Source organism: Pseudomonadota bacterium (assembly GCA_018817425.1).
GTDB lineage: Bacteria > Desulfobacterota > Desulfobacteria > Desulfobacterales > RPRI01 > RPRI01.
Genome location: JAHITX010000026.1, coordinates 1 through 17,113, shown reverse-complemented (window position 1 = coordinate 17,113; position 17,113 = coordinate 1). Strand labels below are relative to the sequence as shown.

Below are 17,113 nucleotides of genomic sequence, written 5' to 3'. Positions count from 1 at the left end.
TTTAATAATTCATAAAGGAGAATAAAAATGAAAGCGCAAAGGAATGCCACCTGTAATGTTAAGCTGGACGAAGAGATGAGCCATATGGAGGAACTTCCCAAAGAGCATTTGGCCGAACATTTTCAGGATCATATCGGTATGATGGTTTTGGGCAAAGCCGGAGGAAACGATATTTTTGTGTGCGGCACGCTTTATCATGTAGGGGGCAAAAAATGGGGAATCGTGGATGGAGCGTTGCTTCAGACAAATCTGATTATTGTTCCCAGTGAACAGCGCACGATGGTAAATAATGACTTCGTCGGAAACCGCATGGATCCAATGATGAGTTTCAATAATTTTAAAGCCGTGAAGGAAGATGACAGGGTCGTCTGGACAGCAGGCAACCGGCAGATGATATTTCGTCCGCCCTATTGGGAATTGAAAGGAGAACACATGGGTGTTGATCTCGACCTTACTATGGGTGGAATAGGCGATGTGATTCTCTATCATGGACCGTGGAGCGACCTTGCCGCTAAAGGAATGGCCGGTAATGAACACCTTGGTTGGGCGGAAGGTTCTTTTACATATCAGGGTAAAAAATATACTTTTGATGAGGGCTGGGCTGTCCGTGAACGAACCTGCTTCGGTAAAGATTTTGACATCCCATCACTTATCGGTCACTCCACGGGTTATATCTGGGGATGGTGCTTCAGCGAATCCATAAAGATATTTTGTTTTGCCGAGCCTGAAGCGAATCATTTCGCAGGCCGTGTATATATGGATGATCAGATTATTGATTTTGGTGCAGGTGAGATCAATGTTGAACCTCTGGAGTTCTGGAAAGATCCGTTTACCGATGTAACGATTCCCATCCAATGGAATATCACAATGAAGGCTCCGGGTGGTATTGTAGAAATGAATGTAGCCTTATGGGCCAGAGCATTGTTCGGCTTTCATTTGGCCGGTGGTTATACTACTCATCATTGCGGCCTTGGCAGAACCAATGGCCGTTTTATTTTTCAGGATGGTCATAGTGTTCCTATAGATGATTGCCAGGCATACTTTGAGCAGGGCAAGGCAACACCCCTTGGAATCTGATTTATAAATAAGGAGATAATTATATGTTGACCGTAAATGAAGAAACATGTGTTGGATGTGGATGGTGTCAAACCTTTTGTCCTCAAGATGCATTGTGCGCCTGGGGTTATCTTGAAATAGATTATGAAAAATGTGATGAATGCCAGGTCTGCATCAAGTTTTGCCCTACGGATTCCCTGAGTATGGCAACCAGCTAGCATTGTTATTAAAAAATTGATAACTTTTAGTTTCTTATCAATAAAGGGAGAAATATATGAAACAAAAAAAGGAAAAATGCGACTTTGTTATTCTGGGCTCAGGTATAGGCGGGCTGTGTTCGGCCGCGCTGCTTGCAAACAAGGGCTATAAAACGATAGTAGTAGAAAAATTGCCGATAGTCGGTGGAAGATGCGCTACATTAAAGTATAAAGGGTATAAAATTCCAACCGGTTTGCTTGGTGTTCCTATGGTCGGATCTTTTAAATCTATTTTTGATGAGGTCGGTGCTGAGTTTGAAGTGACTCCCATGACAACTCCACCGAAATATCTCGTTGGTAATAAAATAATTGACACACCAAAAAGTAATCAGCCGTATGCTGTATTATCTGAGCTTTGCAGTGATGAGAAAGAAATAGAGATTTTAAAACACGGGATTACTAAAGCGCAGACCTGGAATCCTCCATCAAATGAAATGTCTTTGCAGGACTTTGTTTGTCAATATACCGAAAATGAAAATCTTGTAGAGTACTTTAGCAATATGAGCGACCGGATTTTAAGTACCCGTGCTGACCAGGTTTCTGCAAAAGAATATTTTCAATCTTTTTCCGGTAGTTTAAAAGATTTCCAGAGTGTTGGTTTTGCTCCTGAAGGAAGTATGGCCCTGATGAAATCGCTTAAAAAGTCAATTGAAGCAAATGGCGGCAAGGTGACCACCCAATGCAGGGCAAATAAAATACTGGTCAAAAACGGAGGCGCAGAAGGAGTAGTAGTTGAAGACAAAAAAGGGGAAACAATCATTTCGGCAAAAGCAGTAATAAGTAACACAGGACCAAAGAAAACGGTTGCCCTTGCTGGCAGAGAAAATTTTGATAAAGGATATTTAAGAGAACTGAAAAACATGGTGCCTTCACTTCAAATTTGGGTGACATCAATCAGTGACAGACCATTGTTTGATGTACCAATATTATATACATTCAAAACGCGAAGGTTAGTATCACTAGTGTCTGCTTCTCTTGTATGTCCCGAATTGGCCCCTAAAGGAAAATATGTTCATTATTCCATTTCGAGTCCAGTTAGCCAGATTGCCCCATGGAATTTGAAAAATGAAGTAAACATGCATATTCAGGATTTAAAAGATCAATTGCCAGGCTACAATAAATACGGAGAAGTCCTTCATGTTGGTTGTTATTGGGGAGAATGGCCTACTTTGGCCAATGCGCCAATAGTGGGTTATAACGACATTTCGCAGAAGACTCCTATAGAAAACCTTTACAATGTCGGAGACGGTGTAGCTAAAAAAGGCGGGTGGGCAGGCGGAAGCCCCGCTTGTGCTTTAACCGCAAAGATAGTTGTAAAAGATATTGAGAATCGCTTTAATCCCTGAATATTACAGTGTGAAAATGGTGTTTTTATAATAGTTACAAAAAATATATTTAATACTATCATTTTGAGGAGACAACAAAGATGGAATATACGTATTTGTTTATGCCGATCAAAATAGGATCAATAACAGTTAACAATCGGATAAGTTTTGCACCTCATGGGACTTCCTTTGCAAAGGATAGTATACTAGATGACAGATATGTAGAATATATGAAACTCCGTGCTAAAGGCGGTGTGGGGCTAATTATTGCCGGGGGCATGACTATAGCGCCCAGTACCAAGGGAATGCTGAATATCCAGGAAATATTTGAAGAAAGGTCAGTACCGATGTTGAAGCGTCTTTCTGACTCGGTGCACCCTTATGGTACGAAGATTATAATGCAGCTTAGTCATTGCGGCAGGCAAATGGAAAGCGGGCATAGTCGACAGCCGCTTCTGGCTCCATCGGCAATTCCCTGCCCGGTAATGCGTGAGACACCCAAGGAAATGGAAACAGCAGATATCAAAAGTCTTGTTCAGGCCTTTGCTTTATCGGCACTCCACTCAAAAAAAGGCGGCATGGACGGTGTGGAAATTCATGGCACCAATGGTTATCTGCTTAATGAATTTATGTCTCCATATTTTAATAAGCGTACGGATGATTATGGGGGCAATCTGGAGAACCGGATGCGTATGACAATGGAAGTTATTGATGCAATACGCAAAGCCGTTGGAAGTGATTTTGTTGTTGGTATAAGGATTCCTGCTGATGATTTGGTCCCGGGCGGGCTTACTTTAAATGATTGGAAAGAGATTGCTCAGTTGCTGGAAGCTACAGGGAAGATAGATTATATTCATATCGGACACCCCCCCTATATAATTCAAACGACAGTGGGCTGCGGAATGCAGGTTCCATTAGGGTTTCACAGCGCCTACGCGGCTGAATTTAAGGAGGCGGTCTCTCTGCCTGTGATCAACACATTCAGGATCAATGACCCGATACAGGCCGAAAAAATTTTAGCTGATGGACATGGTGATATGGTGGGTATGACAAGGGGCCTTATTGCTGATCCGGAATGGCCCAACAAAGCCAGGGAGAAAAGAATAGAAGAGATTCGTTACTGCATAGCATGTAATCAGGGGTGCCTGGGCAGATTATTTGAGGGCAAGCCCATGTCTTGTTTGCAGAATCCTGTAGTAGGACTTGAAAAAGAAATCGGCACCTTGGCACCGGCATCGCCCAAGAAGAAAGTCTTGGTAGTAGGCGGTGGACCTGCCGGGATGGAGGCGGCCAGGGTAGCCAGGTTTAGAGGCCATGAAGTGATCCTGTATGAAAAAGAGGAAGAATTGGGAGGACAGGTCAGCATTGCAATGAAAGCTTCCGGAAGGTCGGAATTCGTCGGTATTACAAGATACCTGGCAAAACAGATGGAGATATTGGGAGTAAAGATTCATACAGGTGTGGAAGTAACACCGGAGATAATTGAACGTGAACAGCCGCATGCAGTTGTGGTTGCTACCGGTTCTCAGCCTGTTATACCACCGCTGCCTGGCATGGAACAGGCTAATGTAATCAATGAACGGGATGCTATTTCCGGAAAAGCTGAAATCGGGAATAAAGTGGTAGTACTTGACGGTGGGGAGGCTCACTGGAAATTTCTGAGCGTTATTGAGCATTTAACAGATATGGGCAAGCAAGTAGAAGCTATATCACCTTTGCTTTTTATTGGTATGGGACTTATGAGCAGTCCGGATTTGGGCGCATACCAACGAAGAGTACTTAATAAAGGGGTGGTTTTCAGCCCCAGCACATCTATAAAGGCAGTTTCGGGAAATACGGTATCCGTATTTAATGTTTATACGCAAGCTGAAAGAAAAATAGAAAATGTAGATACTGTGGTTTCGGTCATGGGCAACCGGGCCGATAATCAACTTTATTATGCTTTGAAAGATAAAGTAAAAGAGTTATATGCGGTGGGAGATTGTGCGGCACCCCGTAAGGCAATTGACGCAATATATGAAGGATATAATATCGGAAGAATAATATAATTTGCCATATCCTTAATAATACCCAACTCAAAGAGGTCTCTTATGAGTTATTGGTATGACAACCTCATGATTCCATATATAAGAGACCTCAAGACTCAGTTTCCCGAAGCACAAAATGTAATGCTGGCAGGGGCTTCCGGCGGGAAATTCATTCTTTTTTCAAACAATATAAAGGCTGATACCCCCCCTGAACATGTGCATGCGTTTATTGCCGCAGTTAATGCATATGGCAAATATCCTATATCGGAGCACTTTGATTCTGTTGAAGTAAAAATACCAAAAATGGAAAGCTTAGAATCGTTTGTGAAAATGAAAATAAAGGATAATCCTGAAGGCTATACTTTTTCGTTGATTAAAGATTTGATTTATTGTTCAACAATGCAGGTGTGGCAACCGGATCTTCCATTTGGGAAAGCTCAATCAACGATTGCAATTGGGTTATTGGCGTTAATTTGTTGGGGGTAATTCATTGCATTCATAAATTTGTTCCCATTATGCTTCGGCAGGGGACACCTTGCCATATTGTAAATACCTCATCAATAGCAGGGCTTGCTACTTACCATCCATCAGCACTTTATCAACTTACCAAACACGGTATAGTTGCGCTTTCTGAACAACTTCTTCATGATTTAGAAATGAGAGGGGCAAATATAATGGTCTCCGTAATATGTCCTGGGGTTGTTAATACTAACATCACGGATGCAGAACATAATCGGCCTAATAAATATTTGAATTATCCGTATGGAGTTGCTCAAAACCCTGGACCTGATGATATGGAACAAGCTTTCCGATAAATGATGAAATCAGGAATGCCGGCTTCAGTGTTAGCTGAAATAGTATTTAAGGCAATTGAAGGGGAAAATATTTTAGAGCATATAGACCTCTCAAAGGCAAGACGGCTGAACCAGGAACAAAAAAGGGTTAATGTCGATTTTCCTATCTGGATGATTCAGTCGCTAGATAGAGAAGCTAAACGCCTTGGTGTCCCTCGGCAATCGATTATTAAGATTTGGCTTGCTGAAAGACTACATAAATCAGCTACCACATAGTATTCGAACCTGCCAGTTTCACACTCAACCGGGAACCCGGGGCGGACTTTCTCCATAGCCACCATTGAGTTGAAACTGGCTCATCCGATTATCATTTTACCTTCAAATCGTTATTTATAAGATTCTCCTTTGCTTTTTCAAGGGGTACCTCTTTTAAAGTCATTCCACAAAGAGGACACTTGCCCGGCTTGTCGGAAATCACATTCCAATCCATCTGATCCTGAAAAACATTTCCGTCCTTGTTTTCGTCGATTGCCTTTAAATCGATCACTCCTTCGCGAATAATGGAATTTTGCTCCTTTGCCGGTTCCTGTGCACATGAAAAAGCTGCAAAAAATAATGCAAAAACAATGATTATAGAGATTGTTCTACCATTCTTAAGCGCCATAATTTTCTCCTTTTGTTAAATTTGATTTTAACGATAGTTTTCTATCAGAATATTATCATTTTTCATCTCCCACATTTTATGGATAAACCGCAGCAGGAAAGGTTTTTAGTTCTGTAATCAAAACAACTTGTAAATTTTCTTTATTTTTTGATCCGTGGCTTAAAGTATAAATATAGTGCCGGCAGTATGAAAAAAGAGTCTCTGACCAGGGTAAATGGGGAGATTTTTACACCAATTCCAAAGCAGCCGCAATCAGCTTCAATACCCCGAAGATATGTAACTAACATAACCACAATGAAAAGCGCAAGTAAACCTCCGATAAGAGCGGCTGTATAACGGATCATAATGCCAAGCAGTAATGCTGCACCCAGAGAGATTTCCACCCAGGGCAGTATCTTAATAGCCCAAATTACCAGATTGGGTGATAATAACTTATAGCCTTCTATAGCAACCGCAAATTGTAATGAATTATCCAGTTTGGTATAGCCTGCATAGATAAAAATGCAACCAAGAAAAAGCCTGCAAACCCAATGTAAAATATGAATAATTTTTATCTTCATTTGAGTAGCCGCTCTATATAATCTTTCATTACCGGATAAGAAACGTTGCCAAATATTTTCTTCCTTTTCCCTTTGGCATAAATATAATAAGTCGGAGTTCCTTTGATGTGGCGGCTATGCCCTTCTGCGATATCATCATCAATGGTTTTATCTATGGATGGGTCCTTTATCAACTCCTTAACCCTTGCCATTTCATCAATAGAAAGCACGCCTGCGACAAAGGTTTCGATTTTTTTTCTGTCAGACTTCCATTCGTCAAGATGCTGATAAAGTACTTCACTTACCCGTTGCCATTGATCCTGTCCTAAACGGCGGGCTGCTTCTCCATATCTGGCTGCCTCACGGGCATAGTCATGCATCTTTAGAGGAAATTCATAAAAAACAACACAGGCTTTGTTATTATCGGCATAATCTTTCAGTAATGGGCGGATGGTTTCGAGATAAAAATCACGACAGGGAGGACACTGATAGCATGAAAAAACTTCAATTTTAACCGGTGCACTTGGATCTCCTGCCACGCACCTGTTATGTGGTTCGGCTCCGGTTTGTGCTATCCCTGATGGTGCTATGATTAATAGTAACGATATTATTATCAAGGTTTGTATTTTGGCTTTCATATCTTCACTCTCCCTTTCTATCTATACTATCTTTTTTGCCTTTAGACACATCGCTATAACTTTTAGTTTACGCCTGTTGATTGTTTTCTATCAACATATTCTGTTTTCTCATCTCTCTTCTTTTTAAAGCATAGAAAATGGCGGGGAAAATTGTCAGTTCCATGATCATGCTTGTAAAAATGCCGCCTGCCATCGGTGCAGCAATTCGTTTCATTACATCGCCACCCGCACCGTGCCCGATAAGGATAGGCAAAAGACCGAAGAAAAGCACAAGCACGGTCATCATTTTGGGTCGAATCCTTTTTACTGCTCCTTCAAATATTGATTCTCTTAAATCGGCATAGGATTTAAGAGCACCCCGCTTCTTCCAGCCCTCATAAGCGATATCTAAATACAGCAGCATAACCACGCCTGTTTCAGCATCGACTCCCAACAGAGCAATAATACCAACCCACACGGCTACACTTAAATGAAATCCGGCAAGATAAAGATACCATACGGCTCCAACCATGGAGAAGGGCAGCGCCAAAAGGATAATACCTGTTTTAACAAAAGATTTCGTGTTGAAATATAAAAGCATAATGACGATTAAAAATGTCAGAGGCAGAACTACAGCTAATCTTTGCCCGGCCCGTTCCATATATTCAAACTGACCGCTCCATTTTAAAGAATACCCCTGGGGCAGTTTTACTTCTGTAGCGATTATTTTCTGCGCCTTTTTTACATAAGTTCCCACGTCAATATTTTCAATATCTATATAAACCCAGGCGTTCGGTCTGGCGTTTTCGGACTTTATCATGGGTGGACCTTTACGGATTTGAACATCGCCCAATTCTGCCAAAGGTATATTACCCCCACCAGGAAGTGGTACAAGCACCCTCTTGAGCGCATCGATATTTTCACGGTAATCCCTCTGGTATCGCAAGTTAACCGGGTAACGCTCCAATCCTTCGACAGTTTTTGTAACATTCATTCCGCCAACGGCAGACATAAAAACTCTTTGCACATCAGCTATTGTAAGGCCATATCTGGCAATTGCTTCTCTGTTAATACTAAAATCCACATAATTGCCACCAACGGAGCGTTCAGCAAAGACCGAGCGGGTACCGGGTATCTTTTTCGCTACTTCCTCAATCCGCTTGCCTATGTCCTGCAATACATCCAGCTCCGGCCCCGCGATTTTAATACCAACGGGTGTTTTAATCCCAGTTGAAAGCATGTCAATTCTCGTTTTAATGGGCATGGTCCAGGCATTGGTAACACCGGGAAACTTAACAACGGCATCCAATTCTTCAACGAGTTTTTCCCGTGTCATGCCGGCACGCCACTGATCCTCAGGTTTTAGTTGAATCGTTGTTTCAATCATAGACAAAGGTGCCGGATCGGTAGCAGTATCGGCCCTGCCGATTTTTCCGAATACGGATTTTACTTCCGGGAATGTTTTTATCAGCTTGTCTGTCTGCTGAAGAATCTCTCGCGCTTTTGTAATAGAAATGCCGGGAAGAGTAGTAGGCATATATAAAAGATCCCCTTCGTACAAGGGAGGCATGAATTCCGAACCAAGTTTGGAGAAAGGTATATAGGTAATGCCCACAATGATTATCGCAATAACAATAACCAACCAACGGGCTTTCATTACAAAATCAACGACAGGATGATAAATTTTCATCATGAGTTTTGTAATAGGATTTTCTTCTTCACTTTTCATTTTACCACGGATAAAGAATCCCATTAATACGGGAATAATGGTAATGGAAAGTATTGCAGCCGCAGCCATCGAATATGTTTTCGTGAAGGCCAAGGGCTTAAACAATCTTCCTTCTTGTGCCTCCAATGTAAATACGGGAAGAAAAGAAACCGTGATAACTAAAAGTGAAAGAAATATCGAAGGCCCAACTTCTCTTGCTGATTCGAGAATTACCGCCCAGTGGGGAAGCTTCTTTTCTTCAGGCAATATCTGATTCTTAACAAAGTGGGAATGTGAATTTTCCACCATGATTATTGCGGCATCCACCATGGCACCGACCGCAATTGCGATACCTCCCAAGGACATGATGTTGGCATTAATACCCTGGAAATGCATTACAAGCAGTGCGGCAAGAACGGCAGTGGGCAAGGTAAAGATGATAACCAGGGAACTGCGAAAGTGCATCAGGAAAACAATGATAACCAAGGCAACGATCAGGCCCTCTTCCATGAGTTTTTGACCCAGATTATTAACCGCCTTATGTATCAGAGTTGATCTGTCATATACGGGAACTATTTTTACATCGGGAGGAAGCGAGGCTTGCAATTCCTTGAGCCGCTGTTTGACTCTCTCGATTACGGCCAACCCGTTTTCACCAAAACGCTGAACTATTATTCCACCGACTACTTCTCCTTCTCCATCAAGCTCGGCAAGGCCTCTTCTAAGCTCAGGCCCAATATCTATATTGGCTACATCTTTCAGGTAAACCGGCGTACCGGAGTTTTTATTTCTTCCTATGGCAATGCTTTTCAGGTCTTCTATACTTTTTATGTATCCAAGACCTCTTACCATAAACTCGGTTTCACCCATTTCCATCAACCTGCCGCCAACATCGCTGTTGCTCTCCAGGATTGCCATTCTTACCTTGCTTAATGGGATGTCATAGGATGCAAGTTTTGTGGGATCAACATTAACCTGGTACTGCTTAACAAATCCTCCTATACTTGCAACTTCCGAAACTCCCGGCAAAGATGTTAATTCATAACGCAAAAACCAATCCTGAATTGAGCGCAGTTCCTGTAGACTTTTTGTCTTGGATGTTAATGCATACTGATAAACCCAGCCCAATCCTGTGGCATCCGGTCCGAGTTGAGGAGTAACTCCTTCCGGCAAAGTGCTTCTCATCGAACTTAAATATTCCAGCACCCGGCTTCTGGCCCAATACAAATCCGTACCATCTTCAAAGATTATATAGACCATCGAGAAGCCGAAAAAAGAAAATCCCCGGACATCCTTTGCGTAAGGCACGGACAACATTTTGGTTGTAAGCGGATATGTTACCTGATCCTCTACTATCTGCGGACCCTGCCCTGAATAATCGGTATAAATAATTACCTGGACATCGCTTAAGTCGGGAATGGCATCTACCGCCGTATTTTTAATCGCCCATATTCCTCCCATAATCAAAGCAGCAGTTAGTATAATAACGAATATTCTATTATTAATTGACCACTCGATTATTGCTGCGATTGCTCCCTCTTTATCCGATTTATCTGGGTTGCTGCCATGTGTCATTTATCTTCTCCGAAAATATTCAAGAAAGATGCAATCATAAATGTTCTTATTGATGAATCCGTAAAAACCCCCAAAACCTTCATACCGACGAAAGCCGGTGCCCAGAACATATTAAAATTACTGAATGCCGGATCGGGTCCGGCATGACAAAACAGGTGTTTTCCAACTTTTTACTCTTTATGCTTTAGTCCGTGTTCCATTAAGTTTTTCTTTACATCCTTTATGCTAAACTCTTTCAAGGTCATACCACATAAGGGGCAGGTTCCCGGTTCATCGGAAATTACATTCCAGTCCATTACATCCTCATAAAGCTTGTCGTCTTTATTCTTATCAATTGCTTCTAAATCTATGATTCCTTCTCTTATTCTCGGATCCTTGTTTTGCCTCTTTGCTTTGTTATCACTATCTTCCATAGATTCCATTTTGCCCGGTTCATCTTTTTTGGTTGAACTGCCAAATTGTGATAATGCAGCCCTCAGGTTGCTTTCCGAATCAATGAGAAACTGTGCCGAGGTAACGATAGTATCGCTTTTAGTTAATCCTTCAAGGACCTGGTAATAGCCGTCGGAATAAACTCCTAATTTTATTTCAACAGGTTTGAATTTGCCTTCATCCAAAACAAGTATTACAATACTTTTTTGACCGCTCCTTAAAACGGCCTGTTCCGGTAGTACAGGGTAAGTTCCAAGAGACTTTCCTTTTATGATAACATTTGCAAACATTGACGGTTTAAGTTCGCCATTATGATTATGTATGTCAATCCTGACTCTTGCCGTTCTGGTTTTATTATCAATAGTAGGATAAATAAAAGAGATTTTACCATGATAGGTTTTTCCCGGCAGATAATTAAATGTAATTTCCACAGATAGACCCAACTGTATTTTAGACAATTCATATTCATATACATCAGCTATCAACCACAGCCTTGAAAGATCGGCTATACGCAGCAGCGTGGTACCCGCCATAATCTTCTGACCTTCTACAACAGTTTTTTCTATAACCGTTCCGCTGTTCTGGGCATAAAGAGTTATATATGTTTTTACTTCTCCGGTAGTTTTAAGTCTTTCAATTTCACTTGCCGGAATTTCAAGCAATTCCAATTTTCTCACAGCACTTTTAAACAATTCATCTCCGCTGGCCACAGCTTCAGGGAAACCGGAACTTTTAACGGATTCCTGATAGGAAAGAGCTGTCAGTAATTCCTGCTGGGCAGCCACAAGTTCGGGCGAATATATATCCATGAGTTTTTCACCCTTTTTTACAACCTGGCCAGTGTAGTTTACATACAATTTTTCCACCCATCCGTTTACCCTGGTGGTTGCAATATACTCGGTCTTTTCATTTTGGACCAAAATACCGTTTGTAATAACCTTGGGACTAAGCTCTCTATTTTCAACAACAGCCGTTTTCACATTCATGTTTTGCTGCATGGCACCGCTTATCGTAACAGTACCGGCAGAAGAAGCCTCATCTTCATAAACAGGCACTAAGTCCATACCCATTTGTGATTTGCCCGGTTGCTTATATATTTCATTAGGGTTCATCGGAGCGCGCCAGAATAAAATCTTTTTTTCTTTTTTTGTTTGATCATTTTGGGCGGTTTTTACCGGTGGAGCGGAATCTTTATGTTGGTTCTTTCCAAGATAAAACATACCCGCCGCAACAATACCAAATACAAGGAGAAGAATAATTATGATTGATTTCTTTTTCACGCCGAGCACTCCTTAATTATCTTGTTCTATCCTAATTCTTTTGCACCGGTTAAGAACTTCAATTCTTCAATTTCTTTAAGATAATCTACTGTCAGCCGATATAAATTAGTCTGTATCTGGTACAATTTATTTTGTGCATCAATAACATTGATAAAATCGACCTGCCCCACCTGATAGCTGGATAAGGTTGTGGAAAATGTCTGCTGTGCCTGGGGAAGTTGGACTTCTTGAACCAGCTTGATTCTTTTACGAAGAGAATTCAATATGGAAATCGATGTCCCAAAATTTCCGCCAAGCATCTGCAAAGAAAGATAATACTGAGCATCGTACATTGTTTGCAAAGCCTGAGTCTCTTTAACTTTTGAGGAAACTTTTCCACCGAAATTTAGGGGGATGGATATGCCCACCATAAAGCTTGCAAAATCGGCAAGGTCGGTATTTGTTTTTGCTATTTCATCTCTTTGAGAATACTGAACTGAAAAATTAAAATTGGGATAGTAGTCGTATTGCGCCAATTTTTCCTGAAGTTTCGCCCTTTGTTTAGCGAGTTTAATACCTGTTAGATAGGGTCTGTTTTGTATCACCAGAGAATCCAGCTGCTGTTGAGTTAGATCATAATATTGAAACGCCGGAAGATCATCTGTGATAATATGCGTATTTTGAGCTTGCAGCAACAAAGCATTTAACATCGCAGCAACCATATTCTCTTTATTTTTTAATTCTTCAATTTTATCGTTTATGTTTGTTATCTCTAATTCTACCTTAAACAAATTCTGCTGGCTTGATTTTCCTACAGTATAATTTGTTCTTACAACCTGAGTGATATCATGAAGTAATTTCAGGTTTTCTTTTGCCACTTCAAGTGCTTTTCTTACAAAAATAAGCTCATAGTAATTTTGAGAAACATTTTTTACTATTTCATTTTTTGCGTCTTCAATTTCCTGTTTCACAATTTCGGCTGCTTTGTTTTTTATATCCCGAATAGAATCAAGCTTTCCGGGAAATGGAACTGCCTGGCTAAGAGCAATTACTTTTCCAGTCATTGGTTCCTGTGTAAAAGAGAAAGTGTCCGTTGGTAAATTTGCCATACCCAATGTCAGCATGGGGTCAGGCAAATTCGAATCAACATTGCTTTGCATTTGGGCCGCTTTGTATTTTGCCTCCAGCATTCTTAGCATAGGGCTGACTTCTATGGCCTTGTTTACCATTGTATCGAGGATAGCTGGCTGGGCAAAAGCATTGATTGGAATAACGCTTAATAAGAGGAATAGACAGGTTTGTATTATTCTGGTCATGATCATCTTCCTGTGAGATAAATATTTTCTTTGAAAACTCAATCTCTGATCAGACTCAGATCAGAGATTGAGATTAATTAAAAGCCAGAATTATAGACGCATGCAAATCGCTGAAAATTCGCTGCCAGACTTTGGAAGAACTTTTGGCAACCTAATAAAAGAGTTTATTCGTTTAGACTGTTTAAGAACCTATAATGGTAAAATATTTGTATTATATTTAATAGATTAATAGAAATATTTGCATTGTCAAGAAACGAATTTCCCGGTTGTTATATTTAGAATTATTTAATTATATATCCAGTAAGATAAGGCATGGTTTTATATTTAATGCATTTCACGGATTTCAGCATTGTTGCCCCAACCGGATCATTTGTCTCCTGAAGTCTTTTCTCAGACATTGCTTCAAATCTCAGCATAAGAGCAGATTGTACATTACATACCGAGTCCAGGAGATTTCTGATTCGGCGATTTATTTCAACTATTTTTCCAGCTATTTCAAAAAGCCTATTGTATAGCCCGGGCAACATACACTATTTTGCTTCCCCTGGTCATCCTGATTCAAGTTTTTGTCGATCGTGTCTCCCGCTATCGGGCAAGCGGCTTGAGGTTTCAAATCTGTTATTCCTGCAAAGCTAACCACAGAGAAAACAAATGTACCTATAAGTAAAAGCAGTATAATTTCCTACATAATAGTCTCCTTTGTTAACGCCACAAGCATTATCTGATATATTTCTAATTACACCCGCCTGATCCATAACCTCCCATATGTTGATCATTGTAGTCTTCCATATGCTGCCCCTGACCCATTGATGAATTGTAATCTTCCATATGATGAGAGCCATATCCCCGTCTATCGTCAGACCTTGAAGCAACTTTCCTTGACTCGACCCGATAATATGGACGATCCTGATTTATATTTTCGTTCATCCAGCGATTCTGATGATTATCACCGGAGTTGCTATAATTGCCACGCATCTGGTACTCACCCTCTCGTCCTGAATCCTGGGAAAAAACCGGATGTGTGAGTGCCATTATCAGCATTAGGCATCCAGAAATAATAACTGTTTTTTTCATTTTTAAAGTCTCCTTTTGTTAAATTTATTTTTACATCTCTTATAACTGTCAAAAAATGCTACGACTTACATTTTAATGCATAAACATTATTCTTTAACCGGCAACATCCCGGCATAGATCCCTGACCAGTAAAACATCGCTGAACGTGCATCCACCAATTGCATTGCCAGCCATAATTTCTCACCGTCCATATATAATTGTATATCCAGCAATAGAGGTAACGGCTCCGATTCATTATTTTCTGAATTATTTGCCAATATAGTCCTGTTATTGAGAACCTTCCATCCGTTTTGTAATCGTATACTATCGGTAAATAATTGAAGGAATTTTTCGGAAGAAACCAAATTTTCATTTATCTCAATTTTGCGCAAAATAACGCGTTCGTAAGTTCCTCTGTTGGCCACCAGCGCTACAGAGCTTTCGCTTATCAGTTCACGCATAACTGACTCTGTTTCAGGCCGCATGGATTTGTTCGTATATTTTATTAACATGCTATCTATCATTCCAGGCATCATAACCATACAGCCGGAAAGAAAAACTATACTAGAAATAAGCAGCGCTGTAATTGTATGTTTTTTTGTCAATATCATGTGATTCTTCCTTTAATTTATGTATCGCTTTACTTACTGTTGAGCAATTTTGATGCCAGGCAGTAATAACTTTAATTCAATAAGACACAATTTTTTTAGCCCTATATATAATCTACTGCTAAATATAGTATATCTTATTAAATTTATGTACATTATCTACCCTGCTTATTTCCGATACGGTTCTGTTAACAATATCAAAGCTTACCCCTTTCTTTAACTTTACGGAAAAAGGACAAGACCGGTGCGTTAATATTTCGCACTTCATGAGGAAAAGGGCTATACGGGGTGCGAAATAAATGCGCAGATAAAAAAAGAAGTTTAACTCGCGAACTAAAAACCAAACTATTTTAAACCATTACGTCTATAATTAGTTTATACCTCCTGTGGCATGGAAAGTGCTCCATAGACAATCAAAAACCAGACAAGACGCAACTCTGAATTACAAAGCATTGAAGGCAATTGATCCAGTAGAGCTTAGAACATGTAGTAAATCTGCGTGTTGAAATGCAGGGTTTTTGTAGTTCTGCGATGGGCATTTAAAATTTATGGAAAAACATAACAATACAATAGGAAGTAATGGAAGGGAGGTGATGGCCGGGATAGAGATCGTACCTTATCGGATATTTTTTATAAACTTTAATTATTAAAAACCAGAAGGAGATAAAAATCATGAAAAACATTTTCTTAACCATTATTGCAGTAGGCATTTTTATATTCTCAGGAGTCCTTTTGGCTGATGCAGCCAATGGTTCTAAAAGCAATCATACCCCAGCAGTTAATACTGCTAATCAAACAAATCACAATATGCCTATTGAGCAAATGAATCAGGAATCATATTCAAAAATGCCTATCCACAATGATTTCGAGCATACCGGGACAACACATTCTACTTCAGATATGGGATCAGAAATGGGTTCTGGCATGGGCTCCGTTATGGGCTCCGGCATGGGATCTGGGGGTTCCGGTATGGGATCTGGTATGGGATCTGGAAGTTCCGGTATGGGCCATAGTATGGGTAGCCGGAGATAAATATATAGGAGATTACATCTAATATATTGGTGTGCCGGATAATCGGCACGCCAATATGTTTAAGCGCATTAAGGAGAAGAAGTAAATCGCCCCTAAATTTTCGTTAAAATGGAGGAAACAAGAAAATGATAAAAACAATAAAAGTCTCTTTTTTACTTTTATTCTTCGTTATACTTTCAACACAAAGTGTTTTGTGCGAAGAGAGCAAACAATCGCCACCTCTGCCTTTGCATGGAATAGAGGGATACGGCGGCATTGCAATTACCTACAGTGCTTACCTCACAAACCCAGGCGGTGAGAACAGCATTGTTGGGCTCCCGAGCATCGGAGGCGGTCTTCTTGTAACACCTAAAGGGAGATCATTAATATATTCAGGTATCACAGAGACCCTGTTTAACCGGCTGGAACTGGGATTTGGGTTTAATCAGTTCGATCTGCACGATCTTCCTCGAGATATAATGACAGCAACCAATGTAGATATTGAAGATAACCTTGTACATATGTACAATTTAAACGCCAGGCTTGCTCTTCTTAAAGAAAATCAGTTCAACTGGACCTGGTTACCCGCATTAACGCTTGCCTTTCATTATAAAATAAATGATGATATTACCGACATTGATAACCGATTGGGAGGTGCGCTCAAAGCGGCAGGAATTGAAGATGATAGTGGATATGACCTTACCCTTTATGCCAGCAAAATGGTAACGTTCTTTCAGAGCTGGTCGGGAAAAACTGTACAGTTGCTTAAGTGGTAAAGCTGTTCTAAATTGATTTTAAAATATAGAAAGGAGCAGCGGTAAAATGAAGAAATTAAGAAGGAATCATGGAGCAACGTTTAAAGCAAAAGTAGC

General features: G+C 40.5%; 17 protein-coding genes. 9 read left to right on the top strand and 8 right to left on the bottom strand.

From position 1 onward, the window contains the following. Positions 1-27: 27 nt before the first annotated feature. From KKC46_06100 to KKC46_06070, 7 genes are all read left to right on the top strand, one after another. Positions 28-1,077, top strand: coding sequence for a hypothetical protein (locus KKC46_06100; GenBank protein MBU1053387.1), 1,050 nt, complete (start codon positions 28-30; stop codon positions 1,075-1,077). A 23-nt stretch (positions 1,078-1,100) separates the two neighbouring features. After that, positions 1,101-1,274, top strand: a complete 174-nt coding sequence (locus KKC46_06095; protein ID MBU1053386.1) for a 4Fe-4S binding protein — start codon at positions 1,101-1,103, stop codon at positions 1,272-1,274. A 56-nt stretch (positions 1,275-1,330) separates the two neighbouring features. After that, on the top strand, positions 1,331-2,659 hold the full coding sequence (locus KKC46_06090; GenBank protein MBU1053385.1) for an FAD-dependent oxidoreductase: 1,329 nt from the start codon (positions 1,331-1,333) through the stop codon (positions 2,657-2,659). 80 nt (positions 2,660-2,739) lie between these two features. Then, the gene (locus tag KKC46_06085) at positions 2,740-4,686 is read left to right on the top strand and encodes an FAD-dependent oxidoreductase (protein MBU1053384.1); all 1,947 of its coding nucleotides are present in this window, start codon (positions 2,740-2,742) and stop codon (positions 4,684-4,686) included. 42 nt (positions 4,687-4,728) lie between these two features. Beyond that, positions 4,729-5,151 carry a hypothetical protein gene (locus KKC46_06080; protein ID MBU1053383.1) on the top strand — a complete coding sequence of 141 codons (423 nt, stop codon included), beginning with the start codon at positions 4,729-4,731 and terminating at the stop codon, positions 5,149-5,151. Next, complete coding sequence (locus KKC46_06075; protein ID MBU1053382.1) at positions 5,055-5,480, top strand: SDR family NAD(P)-dependent oxidoreductase; 426 nt, start codon at positions 5,055-5,057, stop codon at positions 5,478-5,480. The genes KKC46_06080 and KKC46_06075 overlap by 97 nt, the downstream gene beginning before the upstream one ends. Before the next feature lie 15 nt (positions 5,481-5,495). Continuing rightward, on the top strand, positions 5,496-5,735 hold the full coding sequence (locus KKC46_06070; protein MBU1053381.1) for a BrnA antitoxin family protein: 240 nt from the start codon (positions 5,496-5,498) through the stop codon (positions 5,733-5,735). Positions 5,736-5,826: 91 nt separating this feature from the next. Here KKC46_06070 and KKC46_06065 read toward each other — a convergent pair whose 3' ends face one another. From KKC46_06065 to KKC46_06030, 8 genes are all read right to left on the bottom strand, one after another. Continuing rightward, positions 5,827-6,123: a hypothetical protein gene (locus KKC46_06065; protein ID MBU1053380.1), complete on the bottom strand. Its 297-nt coding sequence runs from the start codon at positions 6,121-6,123 to the stop codon at positions 5,827-5,829. Between the two features lie 140 nt (positions 6,124-6,263). Next, positions 6,264-6,683, bottom strand: a complete 420-nt coding sequence (locus tag KKC46_06060; protein ID MBU1053379.1) for a DoxX family membrane protein — start codon at positions 6,681-6,683, stop codon at positions 6,264-6,266. Then, positions 6,680-7,300, bottom strand: coding sequence for a DsbA family protein (locus KKC46_06055; protein ID MBU1053378.1), 621 nt, complete (start codon positions 7,298-7,300; stop codon positions 6,680-6,682). The genes KKC46_06060 and KKC46_06055 overlap by 4 nt, the downstream gene beginning before the upstream one ends. A 67-nt stretch (positions 7,301-7,367) precedes the next feature. Next, positions 7,368-10,508, bottom strand: coding sequence for a CusA/CzcA family heavy metal efflux RND transporter (locus KKC46_06050; protein ID MBU1053377.1), 3,141 nt, complete (start codon positions 10,506-10,508; stop codon positions 7,368-7,370). Positions 10,509-10,732: 224 nt separating this feature from the next. Further along, complete coding sequence (locus KKC46_06045; protein MBU1053376.1) at positions 10,733-12,214, bottom strand: efflux RND transporter periplasmic adaptor subunit; 1,482 nt, start codon at positions 12,212-12,214, stop codon at positions 10,733-10,735. Positions 12,215-12,300: 86 nt separating this feature from the next. Continuing rightward, complete coding sequence (locus KKC46_06040; protein ID MBU1053375.1) at positions 12,301-13,569, bottom strand: TolC family protein; 1,269 nt, start codon at positions 13,567-13,569, stop codon at positions 12,301-12,303. Between the two features lie 732 nt (positions 13,570-14,301). After that, positions 14,302-14,643, bottom strand: coding sequence for a hypothetical protein (locus KKC46_06035; protein ID MBU1053374.1), 342 nt, complete (start codon positions 14,641-14,643; stop codon positions 14,302-14,304). A gap of 86 nt (positions 14,644-14,729) precedes the next feature. Then, on the bottom strand, positions 14,730-15,233 hold the full coding sequence (locus tag KKC46_06030) for a hypothetical protein (protein ID MBU1053373.1): 504 nt from the start codon (positions 15,231-15,233) through the stop codon (positions 14,730-14,732). Positions 15,234-15,902: 669 nt separating this feature from the next. On the opposite strand from KKC46_06030, the gene KKC46_06025 reads away from it, so the two are divergent. Next, positions 15,903-16,262, top strand: coding sequence for a hypothetical protein (locus KKC46_06025; GenBank protein MBU1053372.1), 360 nt, complete (start codon positions 15,903-15,905; stop codon positions 16,260-16,262). A gap of 125 nt (positions 16,263-16,387) precedes the next feature. Beyond that, positions 16,388-17,017 carry a hypothetical protein gene (locus KKC46_06020; protein MBU1053371.1) on the top strand — a complete coding sequence of 210 codons (630 nt, stop codon included), beginning with the start codon at positions 16,388-16,390 and terminating at the stop codon, positions 17,015-17,017. The last annotated feature ends 96 nt before the right edge of the window (positions 17,018-17,113 follow it).